At 43.4% G+C, this 16,953-nt stretch carries 14 protein-coding genes and 1 other RNA gene; 8 read left to right on the top strand and 7 right to left on the bottom strand.

Going from position 1 to position 16,953, the window contains the following annotated elements; all coding sequences use genetic code 11:
- Nucleotides 1-224 precede the first annotated feature (224 nt).
- Both ACED48_RS03985 and ACED48_RS03980 read right to left on the bottom strand, forming a co-directional pair.
- A complete protein-coding gene (locus tag ACED48_RS03985) occupies nucleotides 225-992 on the bottom strand; it encodes a 1-acylglycerol-3-phosphate O-acyltransferase (RefSeq protein ID WP_017056723.1) in 768 nt (255 codons plus the stop codon).
- Nucleotides 993-1,189: 197 nt separating this feature from the next.
- Nucleotides 1,190-2,128 carry a hypothetical protein gene (locus ACED48_RS03980; protein ID WP_017056724.1) on the bottom strand — a complete coding sequence of 313 codons (939 nt, stop codon included), beginning with the start codon at nucleotides 2,126-2,128 and terminating at the stop codon, nucleotides 1,190-1,192.
- A 494-nt stretch (nucleotides 2,129-2,622) separates the two neighbouring features.
- Here ACED48_RS03980 and ACED48_RS03975 point away from each other — a divergent pair, with 494 nt between their 5' ends.
- The 3 genes from ACED48_RS03975 to ACED48_RS03965 all read left to right on the top strand — a co-directional run bounded on the left by ACED48_RS03975 (nucleotide 2,623) and on the right by ACED48_RS03965 (nucleotide 6,426).
- The gene (locus ACED48_RS03975; protein ID WP_017056725.1) at nucleotides 2,623-3,351 is read left to right on the top strand and encodes a DUF429 domain-containing protein; all 729 of its coding nucleotides are present in this window, start codon (nucleotides 2,623-2,625) and stop codon (nucleotides 3,349-3,351) included.
- 80 nt (nucleotides 3,352-3,431) lie between these two features.
- Nucleotides 3,432-4,256 (top strand): M15 family metallopeptidase, encoded by an 825-nt coding sequence (locus ACED48_RS03970; protein ID WP_017056726.1) that lies wholly within the window; start codon nucleotides 3,432-3,434, stop codon nucleotides 4,254-4,256.
- A gap of 289 nt (nucleotides 4,257-4,545) precedes the next feature.
- Entirely contained in the window at nucleotides 4,546-6,426 is a 1,881-nt protein-coding gene (locus tag ACED48_RS03965) for a RimK/LysX family protein (RefSeq protein WP_017056727.1), read from the top strand.
- A gap of 190 nt (nucleotides 6,427-6,616) precedes the next feature.
- On the opposite strand, the gene ssrA is transcribed toward ACED48_RS03965, so the two are convergent.
- Together ssrA and smpB are read right to left on the bottom strand one after the other, a co-directional pair.
- Nucleotides 6,617-6,983: a transfer-messenger RNA gene (gene ssrA, locus ACED48_RS03960) on the bottom strand.
- Between the two features lie 66 nt (nucleotides 6,984-7,049).
- Complete coding sequence (smpB, locus tag ACED48_RS03955; protein WP_004735156.1) at nucleotides 7,050-7,535, bottom strand: SsrA-binding protein SmpB; 486 nt, start codon at nucleotides 7,533-7,535, stop codon at nucleotides 7,050-7,052.
- Between the two features lie 119 nt (nucleotides 7,536-7,654).
- Between smpB and ACED48_RS03950 the strand changes: the two genes are divergently transcribed.
- Both ACED48_RS03950 and ACED48_RS03945 read left to right on the top strand, forming a co-directional pair.
- Nucleotides 7,655-8,083 (top strand): SRPBCC family protein, encoded by a 429-nt coding sequence (locus ACED48_RS03950; protein WP_004735157.1) that lies wholly within the window; start codon nucleotides 7,655-7,657, stop codon nucleotides 8,081-8,083.
- A 3-nt stretch (nucleotides 8,084-8,086) separates the two neighbouring features.
- A complete protein-coding gene (locus ACED48_RS03945; protein WP_017056728.1) occupies nucleotides 8,087-8,395 on the top strand; it encodes an RnfH family protein in 309 nt (102 codons plus the stop codon).
- A 176-nt stretch (nucleotides 8,396-8,571) separates the two neighbouring features.
- Here ACED48_RS03945 and bamE read toward each other — a convergent pair whose 3' ends face one another.
- The 3 genes from bamE to nadK all read right to left on the bottom strand — a co-directional run bounded on the left by bamE (nucleotide 8,572) and on the right by nadK (nucleotide 11,939).
- A complete protein-coding gene (gene bamE / locus ACED48_RS03940) occupies nucleotides 8,572-8,931 on the bottom strand; it encodes an outer membrane protein assembly factor BamE (RefSeq protein WP_010438918.1) in 360 nt (119 codons plus the stop codon).
- A gap of 167 nt (nucleotides 8,932-9,098) precedes the next feature.
- Nucleotides 9,099-10,763, bottom strand: a complete 1,665-nt coding sequence (gene recN, locus ACED48_RS03935) for a DNA repair protein RecN (RefSeq protein ID WP_017056729.1) — start codon at nucleotides 10,761-10,763, stop codon at nucleotides 9,099-9,101.
- A 291-nt stretch (nucleotides 10,764-11,054) separates the two neighbouring features.
- Complete coding sequence (gene nadK, locus ACED48_RS03930; protein WP_017056730.1) at nucleotides 11,055-11,939, bottom strand: NAD(+) kinase; 885 nt, start codon at nucleotides 11,937-11,939, stop codon at nucleotides 11,055-11,057.
- A 143-nt stretch (nucleotides 11,940-12,082) separates the two neighbouring features.
- Between nadK and grpE the strand changes: the two genes are divergently transcribed.
- The 3 genes from grpE (at nucleotide 12,083) to dnaK (ending at nucleotide 16,738) form a co-directional block, all read left to right on the top strand.
- Nucleotides 12,083-12,664: a nucleotide exchange factor GrpE gene (gene grpE, locus ACED48_RS03925; protein WP_017056731.1), complete on the top strand. Its 582-nt coding sequence runs from the start codon at nucleotides 12,083-12,085 to the stop codon at nucleotides 12,662-12,664.
- Nucleotides 12,665-13,052: 388 nt separating this feature from the next.
- Nucleotides 13,053-14,327 (top strand): dicarboxylate/amino acid:cation symporter, encoded by a 1,275-nt coding sequence (locus tag ACED48_RS03920; RefSeq protein WP_017056732.1) that lies wholly within the window; start codon nucleotides 13,053-13,055, stop codon nucleotides 14,325-14,327.
- Nucleotides 14,328-14,824: 497 nt separating this feature from the next.
- Nucleotides 14,825-16,738: a molecular chaperone DnaK gene (gene dnaK / locus ACED48_RS03915; RefSeq protein WP_017056733.1), complete on the top strand. Its 1,914-nt coding sequence runs from the start codon at nucleotides 14,825-14,827 to the stop codon at nucleotides 16,736-16,738.
- Nucleotides 16,739-16,953 lie beyond the last annotated feature (215 nt).

The following is a 16,953-nucleotide window of genomic DNA, read 5'->3' as shown; positions in this document are numbered from 1 at the left end:
GTGACATAAAGCAAGTTACAGGAGGCATTTGTTAACGCTTAGTGCTAGTTCGTAAATCGTTTTATTTAACCTTAAATGCAACTGATTGCTTTTGCTTTTGTTTGACTAAGTGCATAAATAATGATTAAAATAAACAAGCAAAGTGCGGGGTAATAGCGGAAGGTTATTGACCTATGTGAGCAATCTGATCGTGAGTCAATATTGGGCCGTCAACCTACAAAGGGCTAGCGTGTATAAGAGCTATCTGAATCCAGATCTGGATTAGTTTGTGTTTCTAAATGCGCCACTTCTTCATCTAGCTGAGCTATTTTCTCAGCCATCAATGCATGACAGCGATTGGCAAGCGCTTTAGCATCACTGAGCTTGTATTCAGTAACATCGATAGGTTCAAGCATCTCGGTGATCACAATGCCATTATTGGCTCGATTCAAGTCGATCTTATTGTGTGTGGTGCTGGTACACATTGGGGTGATAGGCACACCAGCTTCAATCGCCATTCGGAAAGCGCCTGTTTTGAATGGCAATAATCCACGCCCTTTACTACGGGTTCCTTCAGGGTAAACCCAAACAGACAGATCTCTCTGATGAATCGCTTCCGTCACTTGCTTGATGGTATCGCGTGCTTTGGACTTGTCTTCGCGGTTAATCATGATGTTACCGGTGATCCAATACAGCAGACCAAAGAAAGGAACGTACAACAAATCGCGCTTGCCCAATGTCACCGTGCGAGGCCTTAACATTCCAGGGTCGGTCACAAAGTCCAATATGCTTTGATGGTTAGAGATGTAGACGCTGTTTTCTGGTGTTGGGGCATTGTCTAGGCCGCGCTGCACCAGTTTTACACCGATGATCTTTTGGAGTTGGTTGAACCAGCGACAGAAAACGTACACATGCTTGGGGTTCTTGGGGCTAAACAAGCAGTAAACAAAAGCACATAGAGTGGTGAAAATAATAAACACCGTAGCCAAAATAATACGAAGAACAGCAAGCACAATTCACTCCTTACTCACCGCAAAATTGCAGTGATTAAATAGTTTTAGATGCTTGAAGTTTTCACTCTATTTAACCGAATTGCAACAATTAACTGTTATAGGGTTCTGTTTTTAGATCTTTATATAAAACAATGACTAACAATGGGTGTTTGACACAGTTATCGAGCTTACACGTGTTCACCAGTAATGGCTGATGATCACCAATACTGTTTATTTGGATCCGACTTTTCTACCCATTCCGGATATTGACGCGACTCTAAATAGAGTTGTAGGCCGTTATAGGACATGAAAGCTGCAGGGCCGCCGAGGTGCTCGAAATAGTCAAAATACTCATCTTCGAGAGCACAAAGGTGGGCTAAATCTTTCACGTTATTCATCATTGCCCATTGAATAGCGAACACCGGAGCCGTCGAACCTGAAATGCTGACCTCTTCGACATTTGGGTTGAACAGTGAATTGGCTTGTTCAAGCTGTATCTCTTCTTGTTCGGACTCTTGCTGCAAAATTTCTTCGATGATCTCTGAGCGTTTGGTATTAGAGACATTCTTGTTCAGCTTGGCGATTCGCAGTGCGTAGCTAAAACGGTCTGTTGAAACTATGTCGACAAGTTGCGATAGCAGCTCTTTGTCTACGCCCGAAGCCTTGGTGAAATAATCGATACATGAATTGATTGAAGCATAGCGAGTACCGTCAAACTCAAAGCCACTGGTTTCGTCGTAGACCTCAAGTGGGATGTCATCAACCGACAAAGGCCAGCCTTTATAATCGACGCGTTGCTTGGCGATTTGATACATCTTCCAAGCACTGCGCCCAAACCCACCGAGCGTCGAACCCGAGAAATCAGAATCAATCAGCTCTTGCTCCGTCCAGTTCTCACCTATGCCTAAGTGCTTAGCGTATTTATCGATGAGTGCGTGTTTTATCTGATCGCGCACCGCCCAAATCGAAGTCAGATCTTTTGCATACCTAACACCCGCGCACTCATTACAAGCCGGCAGCGCTATTGGTGAATGGCCAATCTTGGCAACACCCTGCGCTGTCTTAGGAAATTCAACAAGGTTACTGGAAGGTTCACCACAAAACCAGCAGGTGTGGCGCAGGTTGAATGGGGTATCTATGTGCGAGTATGTGTTCATTAGTCTTTATCAGCTAGGCGCTTGAGGCGAGTTAATCATCTTCAAACAATTATCTCTGTTCGCACGTCAGCTTGCACCTTGTTTGTTTCACTTTTCTATGGAGTTTGATGTTAGGTGTTTCTCACTGGAATGGCTCGATTGATATATATTGATATAAAACAGCTACTAACGATGAATGTTGATGGAGGTGGCTGAACTTATATGCGCCACTAGTAATCCGGTAGGGCCACTATTACTATGGTGTTAGTTTCCTTACTCCAATAACACATATGTCCTCATCGATTCCACTTATTTTGAACAGCAGTTCTTTTCTGAAGCGGCACTTTCTTTACCCAATATTCCACTCCACTGTCGAGACTTCGAAGAGGTGTTTGAAGCAATGGGTTTACAAGTACGTGGTGTAAAAAGCAGACTGTTGATTAGTGAGTGGCACTGATCATTAAGTGGGCTAGTTGTCCAAAATAGTCCTCAATAAACTAATCATCGAGAACATAATGGAATACATCGGAATTGATGGCTGCAAGGCGGGTTGGATCGCTTGGATTGCCACTGGCAATGAGCCACCTACGTTTAAAGTGGTAAACACGCTCGATGAGCTGGTTGATGATCTTACGAAAGCAACAGCGTTAATCGACATGCCTATTGGCTTTAGCGATTCGCTCACTCCAGATAGATTATGCGACAAAGCAGCAAGACGTTTCCTTACCAGCAAACGGGGCTCTTCGGTGTTTCCAGTACCGTGCCGAGAGGCGGTTTATCAAACCGATTACATTGCGGCGTGCTGTGCCAATGTGGATCAGCTTGATAAGAAGTTTTCTAAACAGACTTGGGGGATTGTTCCGAAGATCCGCGAGCTTGATGAGCTCATTGAATCTCACTCAAGCCTTTCTATCAGGGAATCACATCCTGAGGTGGTGTTTGCAGCTTTGAAAGGCGAACCGCTGACGTTTTCCAAACGAACTCAAGAGGGCAAAGAGGAACGGCTTTCTATTATTCAGAAACTTGCTCCTCAATGGTGTGAAGGCTTGGCGTTGGCCATTTCAAACACCAAGCGTAAAGACGTGGCGATAGACGATATCTATGATGCATTTGTATTGATGTTAGTTGCCTATTACGCTCCGCAATTATCGACCTTACCAGAGCCTTCTGATGTTGGTGAAGAAGCTGATATCGACCAGAACGGACGGGTTCGAGAGATTGTCTATTGGGACAAAACGCGCTAACAAAGCGTGCGCTCAACTTGGCTTAATATGTTATTTTCCAACTCTGCTACTTTCACTCTTGCTATTTTTGAGTCTTTGATATGAAACGTTTTATTGTCGGCTGGCTGGCCACTGTGCTCAGTGCTGCGAGTTATGCCCAAGTTGCCCCTATATCTCAATGGCAATGCGACATGATGAAAAAGAACAATGTCTTGAGTCGTGGTGCGCCCGTTGGTTGTGAGCGACTATTCAAAGTGGATTTCGATTTCATTAATTTCAAGGGGGAAACGCAACAGGGCAATATGATCGTGCTTGATGTGGTTGCACCTGCTGTTGAACAAATCTTTTCAGAGCTTAAACAGCGTAATTTTCCTCTTCATTCTGCTCGCCTTATGCGTGAATTCAGAGGTGACGATAACGCCTCGATGGACGCGAACAACAGCAGTGCGTTTAACGCTCGTCCTATTACCGGCGGAGGAGGTTGGTCGAAGCATGCTTATGGTGTGGCGATAGACATCAACCCAGTTCAAAACCCTTTCTTAGAGTTCGATAGCAACGGAAAAATCACGGTAAAGCCTTCACAATCTGCAACAAGCTATGTGAACCGTACTCGCTTTCGTGCGCGTGATGAAATAGAACGCCGCGGTATGGCTGAAGATGTGGTGGAGCTGTTTGCCCATCACGGGTTTATGATCTGGGGAGGGGATTGGAACAGCCCAATCGATACTCAGCATTTTGAGGTCGGCTCAAGAAAGTTCGTTAACCAACTGCTTTCTAAACCCCAACCTGAAGCCAAGGTGTTATTTGAGCGCTACGTCGAATCTTATCGACAGTGCTATCTCAAAAATAAAGATGAGAACGTAGAAAAAGCTCGCGCTATCTGTGCAAAGAAAACAGTCGGGACTTTTAGTGCTATGTTTATCTAAAACCGTTTGTTTTTTAGCAAGTTAAACTCGCTTCATGTGTGTTTTTAATAGCTAAGGTCAGCGCTCGTCGTTGGCCTTTTTTGTATTCATTTTTTCAATAGAACACCACGTATTGAACAGGTTATTGGGTATCCATTAGTCAATAATCGATAAGCGAATGCAGCGCAAAGTCATCGGTTTGTCATTGAAAAACTCATAGCGTTAACGTTATGTGAGAACCATTACTGGTGGGGGAACTCTTTGCTCAATCACTAGTATTATTAGTGAACTGATCACAACGGACCAACTAATGAAAAAGATATCTTTGGCTCTAACTCTTCTAAGTACGCTACTTTTTTCACAATATTCTTTGGCTACAGACACTTCACACACCACTCAAAACCCGACTTACGAACTCGATGGCAAAGCGGTACTAGGCCGTACAGAGAATGTGTACCTCTCTAGTGTTCAAGTGCTTAAAGACGTTCCTTTCATTGGTAAAATTGATACTGGTGCAGAAACCACTTCTATGCATGCTGAAGACATTCATGTGAAGAGCTCTAATTCCGACTACCAAAACCTCAAAGACAAAGAGTTGATGGCGGCGCTATCCGAAGATGTGTTGAACAATAGTGATGTTGACTACAATGACTGGGAAGGCAGTACCTTTGCGAAATATGAGGCTGTGGTCTCTTTCAAGGTTCAAAACCCACGTACGGGTGACATGGTATTAATCGAAGCGCCTTTAGAACGTGTCAGCATGATACGAAGCCGAACCAGCAGCACGCCTTTACTTCGCCCTACCGTAAAAATGTCGCTTACCATTGCAGACCAAGAGCTAAAAACAGACGTTAACCTGACCGACAGAAGTCACTTCTCTGCGCCAGTGCTGATTGGTAAAACCTTCCTTGCTGACAACGCTTTAGTGTTTGCTGGTTACGACTATTTGCAAGAGCAGGAAAACGCGACGGTTGTTGGCCGTAAAGAAGTGGTGTCTATCTCCGGAATGGCGATGAACGCGACCTTCTCATTAAAAAATCGCTACAGTATTCTTCACGCAAAAGATATCGATGTAGATAAGAAGAACAGTGAAGTGACGTTTGATATGTTCGATAACGATGGCAAGCAGAAAGAGATGACATTGCCGTTGGTTCGTATGTTAAGCGTGAGCGGTAAGAAGAGACCTTTGGTGTATGTGCCTGTTCAACTCGATGAAAACACAACCAAAGACGTTCTGGTGTACCTACGTGACCGCGCGAGTAGCGAGTCACAGTTGAGATTTGGTACAAGCACCGCTAGCGAACTTTTCATGATTGATACCAACGCTGAAAATATTCTCTCTGAAGGATCTGATAATTTTAGCGAGGTAGCGAAGAAGACTGAGCCACTGATTATCTCACCGGAAGAAGATATCACATTAGATGGTTTCCATATGAAAGCTATTGCTTCATTTACTGTCAACACGCCTTTGTTGAAGGTCGACAGCTTTGAGATGACTGGTAAAGGCAAAGATGCTTCCGTTGAATTTTATCTTACCGATGTAAATGGTGAGAAGCAGAAGGTGACCAAGCCAATTATTAAGAAGCTTAAAGTCGGTGATGATACTCGTCCGGTTGTCAGCGGTGAGTTTGTGGTGTCTGGAAACGTGCGTACGCAAGAGTTTGCTATCGACGTGCTCAATACAAATGAGAAAGAAGCGTACTTTATTTTAGGTAAGAAGATGGCGAAAGAGGGCGTTTACGTTAATACACGTTCTGATTACCTTCTGAAAGCTGAGCCACTATTTAAAGTAGGGCACATCGAAGTCGTTGAAGTTAACGGCATGAAGTTCCCGGCTAAGCTCGACACTGGTGCGGATGTGAGCTCAATGAATGCAGTTAACATCAAACGATTTAAGAAAGATGGCCAAGACATAGTGAGCTTTACCTATCAAAACAACCAAGGCGATAAGCAAGACTTCACTAAGCCAGTGATTGAGGTCATGCGCATCAAAGCCAAGAAAGGTGAGAAGGTGAACATTCGCCCTGTCGTTGAAATGAAGGTTAAGTTAGGTGGCCTAGAGAAAGAGGTGAGGGTAAACCTTCAAGATCGCTCTCGCTTTGAATACAGCATGATCCTAGGTAAGAACTTCTTAAAGCACGGCGCAGTAGTCAGCAGCGATGAAGATTATGTGCTAGGTGATATGGATTAAACTTATCTAAGTTCGTAATAGAACAGCTTTAAACAGCCACACATTTCAGTATTGGGATGTGTGGCTTTTTATTGAGTGTCTGATTTTACGTGTGACTTGCTAGTGGCTTGGTCGTTGAACGCGTCCTACTTTGTGATCTTCAGACAAACAAAAAGGGCCAACTCTTTCGAGTTGGCCCTTTCCAAACGTTTGGTGGAGCTGGCGGGAGTTGAACCCGCGTCCAAAAATCATTCATCATTGGTACTACATGCTTAGTCGATCTTTAATTTCACCAGCAACCTGCGAACCGACACGCTAGTTAAAGGCTAACCTGAATTATAATTCGCGCTTTTCCTCTCAGGTGGGAGAAGCCACGCTAGCTAGTTTGGGTTTGATCTCTTATTATTCCCCGTCTTACGAGCGGAAGCTAGGGTAAGAGAGCTCTGAGCAGGTTATTAAGCTGCTAGTGCGTAGTTTTCGTCGTTTGCGACTATTTTTTTGCGGCTTTTAACGTGGCCAACCGCCCCACGGCATGCACCTCAGACTTCAAAATTCCTGTCGAATCCTAAATCAGCCCCAAGTGTTATTTGTATAGTACCAGAAAAGCTTAACCTGTCTAGCGCTGTGCGTTTAAGTGCTTAAAATTAACGCAAATTACTCTTCATAATTCGTGCTTTGTCTCTCGCCCAATCTTTTTCTTTCATATCAGTACGTTTATCATGCAGCTTCTTACCTTTCGCTACGCCAACTTTAATCTTCGCCCAAGAGCGAGACCAGTAAAGTGCGGTTGCGACAAGTGTCATGCCTTCACGGTTAATACGACCGATAAGGTTGTCGAGTTCTTTTCTCGACATAAGGAGTTTACGGATACGTGTTGGGTTCGCCACGATATGAGTGCTCGCTTGAGTAAGCGGAGTGATCGTCATACCACTGATGAATGCTTCGCCATCTCGGATGTAAACGTAGCTTTCTGCGATATTGGTTTTGCCTTCACGTAGGGACTTTACTTCCCAACCTTGTAGCTCAAGCCCCGCTTCTATCTCATCATCGATGAAATATTCGTGGCGAGCTTTCTTGTTAAGCGCAATGGTATTGCTACCAGCTTTTGATTTTGATTTATTCTTTGCCATAATGGCCTCATTATACGGATTGAGCCCTAGATGGGGAATCCTTTTTATTTGCGCTCTGGCCCAATACAATTAAAATTGCAGTTTGTGTTAATGTAACGCTGTCTTTAACAGGAGTCTATATGCCAAAGGTTACTCGTTCAGCATTAGTGTCTTTTAGTGCCGACCAGATGTTCAGCTTGGTCAATGATGTTGCTCGTTATCACGAGTTTTTGCCAGGGTGTTCTGGTTCACGTGTGATCGAATCTTCAGATTCAACTATGGTGGCTTCAGTTGATGTCTCTAAAGCTGGTATCAGCAAAACATTTACTACCTCTAACCGTTTAGCGGATGGTGCTGAGATCTTGATGGAGCTGGTGGACGGTCCATTTAAAAAGCTGCAGGGTGGTTGGTATTTTACTCCGCTCGACGAGCAAGCTTGTAAGGTTGAGCTTAAGTTAGAGTTTGAATTTTCTAGTCGAATGATTGAAATGGCATTTGGTAAGGTTTTTAATGAACTAACGAGCAATATGGTCAGCGCTTTTACTCAACGAGCGAAACAGGTGTACTAAACCATGACTATTGAATCAGATATGATCCACGTAGAAGTCGTGTTTGCGCTTCCTCACGAACAGCGTGTGTTTACCTTAGTTGTGAACAAGAACGCGACCGTTGAAGAGATCATCGCACAGTCTGGTGTTTTGGAACTGTATCCAGAGATCGACTTAGCGAAAAACAAGGTTGGCGTATTCAGCCGCAACGTTAAGTTAGATGCAACGGTTCGTGATAAGGATCGTATCGAAATCTATCGAGCACTATTGGCTGATCCGAAAGAGATTCGCCGTAAGCGTGCTGAACAAGCAAAAGCGGCTGCCAAAAAATAAAAATGCTCAACGAATCTGAATGAGAAGAGAGCTCGCATCGGCGAGCTTTTTTTGTATCTGCTGGTTAGGTGATTAAGGTTGACTTGTTAGTGGATATAAAAAAACCTGCTCATGTGAGCAGGCTTTCGCGATTCTTTGCTTTGTCGACTGATAGCTTTATCGGCTGGACCAGAAAGCTAGCGAAGGCTTTCGAAGAACTCATCACTAGCTTCAAAATCACCATTTATCGTTACTAAGGTGCCAGTCGCATCAAAGTTAACAACGAGATTTTTCTGAATCGAGTCTTCATGGCCTTTTGTGTGATGGTAAATGTAGTACCACGTATCTGGGTAGCCGTTTTCGATAAGCATTGGTGAGCCCATAACGTAACGAACTTGTGTTTTTGTCATGCCAAACTTCAGCTGGTCGACAGCTTCCTGTTCAACATAGTTACCCTGATTGATGTCAATTCGATAAACCAACTTCTCTAGTAGAGAGCAACCGGTCAACATTGTTAGTGCAAGTGGAACTGCAACTAACCACTTTTTAATTCGCATAGTTTGAGATCTTTCTTCGCTAAAATACTGCCTGATAATAAACAAGCTCCAGCAAGAAGTAAAAAGCTCCTTGCGCTTTGAGCTTGTTATGACTGGCAATTTTGAATTAAGTTGCAAAATTGCCAAGATTTTTCGGTAAATTATCAGAAAGTTGCTGAATATGTAACCTAAGCTGCGATTAATAACTCTTTTGCGTTGGCAAGCGTCGATTCGGTAATCTGGCTGCCACCAAGCAGTCGAGCAAGCTCTGAAACGCGTTGTTGCTCATCAAGCGTGTGCATTTGAGTCTCGGTTTTACCTGATTTCGTGTTCTTCGCTACAAAAAGTTGTTGGTGACCGCAACCGGCTACTTGAGGTAAGTGCGTCACACACATCACTTGCGTAGACTCGCCTAGCTTACGTAGCATTTTTCCGACAACCGCAGCGGTTGGTCCACTGATACCTACATCGACTTCATCGAAAATCAGGCTTGGTGTGTCCACTTTTTGCGCTGTGATCACCTGAATCGCTAATGAAATTCGTGATAACTCACCACCAGAGGCCACTTTCGCAATCGGCTGCATTGGTTGGCCTGGGTTGGTCGAAACAATGAAGGTCACGTTATCCATACCCAATGGAGAAGGGTGTGTGTTGGTGTTGTTCACTTCAATGGCAAACTGCGCTTTTTCCATGCTCAGTTCGTGCATGCTTTGCGTGATCAGCTTGTTGAGCTCTTTTGCGTAACGAGTTCGAGATTTATGAAGCTTTTCTGATTTAGCAACGAACGATTGGTATTGGTTTTCTACCTCGTTTGCCAGTTCTTCCAATTTTTCATCAGAGCAATCAAGCGCTTCAACTTGTTGTAGTAAGTCTTGATGGTGCTTATAAAGCTCTTCAGGTAACACGTGGTGTTTACGAGACATCGACATCACCTTTGAGAAACGCTCTTCAACGTAAGCCATACGACCGGGATCAACATCAATGCTGTCTAGGTATGTTCTTAACTCGTTGTTGGTCTCTTCGATCTGAATAATCGCTTCAGAAAGCAAGTTCGGTAACTCGGCCAATCTTTCATCTAGCTCAGCTAGCTGAATTAAGGAGTGATTGGCCGATTGCAGAATACTAAGCGCATTAACTTCTTCGCCTTCGTAAATAAGCTCGATAGCCTGCTGGCAGGTTGAGGCCAATTCTCCGCTATTGGAGAGGCGCTTATGCTCTTGTTCGAGGTCTTCATATTCTTCCTCCCCAATAGACAGCTCATTTAACTCTTTGATTTGGTATTCAAGAAGTTGTTTTTGAGCTTGGTTTTGCTGGTTATTTTCACGCAACTCTTTTAAGTGGTTATCCGCTTGTCGCCATGCTTGGTAAGCATTACGTGTCGATTTCAATAGGTTTAAGTGGCCTGCGTATTGATCAAGCATAGCCATTTGGTAGTCACTTTTCATTAGCTGGTGGTGCGCGTGTTGGCCATGAATGTTGATCAACAGCTGCCCGAGCGATTTCAATTGCGAAAGAGGGACAGGGCTACCGTTGATGAATGCACGAGAACGACCTTCTTTTGATATGGTTCTGCGCAGGATGCACTCACTGCCATCAAGTAGTTCGTTGTCTTCTAACCAGCGAGTTGCATGCATATTGTTCTCAAGTAAAAAAGCGGCACTGACTTCGGTTTTTTCTTCACCTTGTCTTACCATTCCTGCATCTGATCTTCCTCCAAGGCACAAGCCTAAAGCATCGATAGCGATAGATTTACCCGCACCAGTCTCCCCGGTGATTGTTGTCATGCCTTTAGAAAGTTCTAGCTGTAAAGACTTAACAATAGCGAAATTATTAACACTTAAATGAGCCAGCATTTTTATTTACCTGTATAACTGAACAATACTGTATATAAGGTCAGTATATACTGTTTCTTTATACAGTAAAGTCGACAGGTGAAAATTTTTTGCGATAGCTCTCAGAATTGAACTTGTCTGTAGATCACTGAAACCGCTATAAATTCCCAACTCAGTCGTTCCTCCCTCTTGGGAGTGACAGTATAAGAAATTGACGAGAAGCTAGGGCCGACGGGCTTTCTATGGGTGATAAAAAAGGCTGACGAATGTCGTCAGCCTTTAAAATTTTCGGTTATTGCTAGAGCCGTTTAGTTAAAACAACTTACTCGACCAGCCTAGTTTATTACGTAGGACATGATAGTAGTTGTAGTCTTTCGGGTGGATTAGCTTGAGCACATTTGGGCTTTGGTAAATGTGAATTTCATCGCCAGGGGAAACCGGTAGCGAGATTTGACCATCGCAGCTCACTTCTTGAGTGCCGCGGTTATCAGGCGATACGATCAGCTTGATGCGGCGCTTACCATCAACGACAAGTGGCCGGCTTGAAAGCGTATGTGGAAACATTGGGACCAAGGAAATGGCATTCAAACTTGATGACAAAATAGGACCGCCGCCAGAAAGCGAATAAGCGGTAGAACCTGTTGGCGTTGATACGATCAAACCATCAGAACGCTGTGAGAAGGCAAAGCTGTCGTCGATATATACTTCAAACTCGATCATATGTGCAACCTGACCGGGGTGAAGTACCGCTTCGTTAAGTGCGGCGTTGTGACTTTTTATTTGGCCGTGACGGTGAATTTCAGTTTCAAGTAAGAAGCGCTCTTCTTCCATGAACTCTCCTTTGAGTACATCGGTAAGTGCACTCTGGAAGTTTTCAGGATTGAGATCGGTTAGAAATCCAAGGTTACCTCGGTTAACACCAATCACCGAAATGTCAAAACGTGACAAGATCCTGGCTGCTCCGAGCATGTTTCCATCACCACCGACGACAATCGCTAGATCGGCACGCTTTCCTAATTCAATTAGGCTAGAAAAATGTTTTTTTGGGATATCATCTAAAATACTGGCGAGTCTGTCATCGACAAACACTTGATAACCCTCGGAACTCAACCATTGGTAGAGTTCTTTATGGGTCTGAATTGCTTGTTGATCTCGAGGTTTACCTATAATGGCGATGACTTCAAATGGCTTTTTCATACGGTTTCCAAACGAATTAGGCTTGAATCAAAATTCTTCATCCCCATAATAAAGGCAAGTTGAACGTCTATGCGAGTGTTTTATATCAATTTGAGGCGCAAACATGCCCGTCACTTGCATTGAAAACGAATTCTGGAGATATCATGAGCAACGAAGAAAACAAAGTAACCGAAGAAGAGCTAGATCAGATCATTGCTGAAGCAGAGAAAGTTGAAGAAGCTGAGCTTAATGAAGGTGCTGTTGACGAGCAGGAAGCAAAAATTGCTCAACTAGAAGCAGCGTTGCTATCTAGCGAATCTAAAGTGAAAGAACAGCAAGATTCTGTTCTTCGCGCAAAAGCTGAAGTTGAAAACATGCGTCGCCGCAGCGAGCAAGAAATTGATAAAGCTCGTAAATTTGCTTTGAACAAGTTTGCTGAAGGTCTACTTCCTGTTATCGATAACCTAGAGCGCGCAATTCAAGCTGGTGATACAGAGAATGAAGCGGTTAAGCCAATCCTTGAAGGTGTTGAGCTTACGCACAAAACATTTGTTGATACTGTTGCTAAGTTTGGTCTCAGAGAGATTAACCCTGAAGGTGAAGTGTTCAACCCTGAGTTCCACCAAGCGATGTCTATTCAAGACAGCCCAGATCACGAATCAAACACAGTTATGCTCGTGATGCAAAAAGGCTACGAGCTGAACGGTCGAGTAGTTCGCCCTGCGATGGTTATGGTTGCTAAATAATTAAAGTAGTACGTAGTCAAGTGATTGACTGGCACACTTACTGAGTAAATAGCGACTGCAAAATAATTCACTGGTTAATGTGAAATGAAAAGAGAGGCATATGCCTCTCTTTTTTTATGCTTGTAACTTGGAGTCCTCGTAAATAGTAATCAAAAACGTATTGATAACGTCGTTCTCTTTATTTTATCCAGATCAGGCATTTAGAGTTTTATGTTATGAAACTGATTGTTATTGATGGAATGTTTTGATGTCACATTTGTAAATTTTTTGTGAATAAGTGCTTTTAATTGTTATCTTTGTATGTAAAATCCACTGCAATATAGCGATTTGAGTCGCATATATAACTATAAAAGTACAAATTTTAAACACAACAGACTGGAGAAGAACGATGGATAAATCGCTCTCAAGTAAGATTTTTGTAGGCTTGTTTGCAGGACTACTTATTGGTACTGCTATTCAGTACTTATTTAGCGGTATTACGATATTTGATACTTATCTGCTTGGGTTAGCAGAAGGTGCTGGTGGTATGTTTGTCTCTTTGATCAAACTATTGGTTGTTCCACTGGTATATGTTTCTATCGTGTGTGGCATTGTTGAATTGAAAGATATTCGTTCTTTCGGTCGCCTAGGTGGTAAAACTTTTGCTCTTTACATTATCAACACCATCATCGCGATCTCTGCTGCCCTAACCGTTGGTCTTATTTTCCAACCGGGTGCTGGCGCAGATCTAGCTGGAACGATCTCTGAGACAGTTCAATTAACAACAACTGAAACGCCAGATATCTTCTCTCTCGTTGTGAATATCGTTCCTAGTAACCCTGTAGAAGCGTTTGCAAGTGGTGACATGCTACAAATCATTTTCATGGCAATTTTGACAGGTCTTGCTATTCAAGCTCTTGATTCACGTGGCGGTCCAGCGATAAAAACGTTCAAGATGGCTAACGAAATCATGATGAAACTTATCGGCCTCGTCATGAGCCTGGCTCCATTTGGTGTATTTGCACTGATGATTCAACTGGGCGCAACGCTTGATGCTAATACCCTGATGTCGGTCGCTGGGTATGTTGCACTAGTAGTTGCAATGTTAGTGTTTTGGATTTTCTTCTTCTACCCAATGATGGTTGGCCTAGCGACAGGTATTACACCTAAGCAATTCCTACGTGCAATCCGTGAGCAAATCCTTTTCTCACTATCGACGGCAAGTTCGAATGCGACGATTCCTGTAACAATGCGCACCCTAACTGAAAAGCTTGGTGTATCTAAATCAGTAGCTGGTTTCGGTGTTCCACTAGGTGCAACAATGAATATGTCTGGTGTATCTATCTACATCGCACTAGCGACAATGTTCGTCGCAAACGCATTCGGTCAACCAATCAACACTGCTGACATCTTTACTCTTGGTCTAACAATCCTGCTACTGTCTATCGGTGCTGGTGGTGTTCCAGGTGGTGGTGTTGTAATGGTAGGTGTTCTATTGCACCAACTAGGTTTACCACCAGAAGGTCTTGCTATCATTGCTGCTGTTGACCGTATTAATGACATGTTCTGTACTTCTTCTAACGTGGTCGGTGATACTGCGGTTAACACTATCGTTGCTAAGTCTGAAGGTGAAATCGGCGCAGAAGTTAACGAAGAAGCCGAATTACAGAAAGCAGAAGTATAATCAGAGGCTATTTGTTCTATCGATGAAACTTGAATAGAAAGCCTGAATAGATAAACGGAGCCCAAATGGCTCCGTTTTTATTGGGTGAGAGGTTAACCATATTTTATCGCTTTGGTTGAATAGAAACTAGGGCAGGTTGAGTTGATGAAAAGCTTTTTAACTAGTCTGCTTACAGAAACAGAAACAGAAACAGAAACAGAAACAGAAACAAGCTCTTTCTATAGAAGAGTGGATCGGCGGCTGATAAACCTAGTTGTGGAAGTTATAAGCTCAGTAATGATAGGTATTCGTGCCGAATCATCCTTTTTTAGCAAAATAAATTTAAAAAAATATCTTTTTACCCTTGAAAAGGTGTCGTGAGCCCTTATCTATTGGGCATACGAAAGCAAATTACATTTGCACTTTAATTTTGTGTCTTGGGGTTGAATCCCTGATTATCACCCCCCACATATGTGGGTATAGCAAAAACTAAATAATATATATTCGGAGATGGCCTGATGGGTAAAATCATTGGTATTGATTTAGGTACTACTAACTCTTGTGTTGCTGTTCTTGACGGCGACAAACCACGCGTAATTGAAAATGCTGAAGGCGAACGCACAACAGCATCAGTAATCGCATACACAGAAGGCGAAACGCTAGTTGGTCAACCTGCGAAACGTCAAGCTGTTACTAACCCTCAAAACACACTGTTCGCTATCAAGCGTCTAATCGGTCGTCGTTTTGAAGATGAAGAAGTTCAACGTGATATCGAAATCATGCCTTTCAGCATTATTAAGGCAGACAACGGTGATGCATGGGTTGAAGCGCAAGGCCAAAAAATGGCGGCTCCTCAAGTATCTGCTGAAGTTCTTAAGAAAATGAAGAAAACAGCTGAAGACTTCCTAGGCGAAGAAGTAACTGGCGCAGTTGTTACTGTTCCTGCTTATTTCAACGATGCTCAGCGTCAAGCAACTAAAGATGCTGGCCGTATCGCTGGTCTAGATGTTAAACGTATCATCAACGAACCAACTGCTGCTGCTCTAGCTTATGGCTTAGACAAGAAAGGTGGTGATCGCACTATCGCTGTATACGACCTTGGTGGTGGTACATTCGATATATCTATCATCGAAATCGATGAAGTAGAAGGCGAGAAGACTTTCGAAGTTCTTTCAACTAACGGTGACACTCACCTTGGTGGTGAAGATTTCGATAACCGCATGATCAACTACCTAGTCGATGAGTTCAAAAAAGAACAAGGTATCAACCTTAAAACTGATCCACTAGCAATGCAGCGAGTTAAAGAAGCAGCAGAAAAAGCGAAAATCGAGCTTTCTTCTACGACTCAAACTGACGTAAACCTACCTTACGTTACTGCTGATGCGACTGGTCCTAAACACATGAACATCAAAGTGACTCGTGCGAAGCTTGAGTCTCTAGTTGAAGACCTAGTTCAACGTTCTCTTGAGCCACTAAAAGTAGCTCTAGCAGATGCTGACCTATCTGTAGGCGAAATCACTGACGTTATCCTAGTTGGTGGTCAAACTCGTATGCCTATGGTTCAAGCTAAAGTAACTGAATTCTTCGGTAAAGAGCCACGTAAAGACGTGAACCCTGACGAAGCTGTTGCAATGGGTGCTGCTGTTCAAGGTGGTGTACTAGCTGGTGACGTTAAAGACGTTCTCCTACTAGACGTTACTCCTCTATCTTTCGGTATCGAAACGATGGGCGGCGTGATGACTAAGCTTATCGAGAAAAACACAACTATCCCTACTAAAGCGGATCAAGTGTTCTCTACAGCTGAAGACAACCAAAACGCAGTAACTATCCACGTTCTTCAAGGTGAGCGTAAGCAAGCGACTTACAACAAGTCTCTTGGTCAGTTCAACCTAGAAGGTATCCAACCAGCACCTCGTGGCATGCCACAAATCGAAGTAACATTCGACCTAGATGCTGATGGTATCCTGAACGTATCTGCTAAAGATAAAGCAACAGGTAAAGAGCAGAAGATCACAATCCAAGCATCAGGTGGTTTGTCTGATGAAGAGATCGAAGCAATGGTACAAGAAGCAGAAGCTAACAAAGAAGCGGACAAAAAGTTCGAAGAGCTAGTAACTGCACGTAACCAAGCTGACCAAATGATTCATGGTACTCGTAAGCAAGTAGAAGAAGCTGGTGAAGCTCTACCTGCTGAAGAGAAAGAGAAGATCGAAGCAGCTATAACGGCACTAGAAGAAGTTAAGTCTGGTAACGACAAAGAAGCTATCGACGCTAAAGTTCAAGAACTTATGCAAGCAGCTCAGAAGCTAATGGAAATTGCTCAACAGCAAGCTCAAGCACAACAAGCTGGCGCTGAAGCGGGTGAGCAACCTAAGCAAGATGACGATGTGGTAGACGCAGAGTTTGAAGAAGTTAAAGACGACAAAAAATAATTTCGTCGCAGAGTGGCCTGATTTCGTTGTCGGAAGTGCTCACCTACTAGCGTAGGCTCCGCGCTCCCTCCTAGAAATCAAGCTATCTGCTTAGAAATTTGTCTCGAAGACTTATTAATACGGGCGTCAGAGGTAACTCTCACGCCCGTAAATTTGTGTTTAGACTTGTCGATCTAGATAATAGCTTTATTCGGTTCTTAAGCCGACAGAACTTT

This window comes from Vibrio sp. 5S239 (assembly GCF_041439575.1).
Classification (GTDB): Bacteria; Pseudomonadota; Gammaproteobacteria; order Enterobacterales; family Vibrionaceae; genus Vibrio; species Vibrio kanaloae.
Note: the sequence above shows the minus strand (reverse complement) of the source record. Positions and strands in the feature narration are given on the sequence as shown.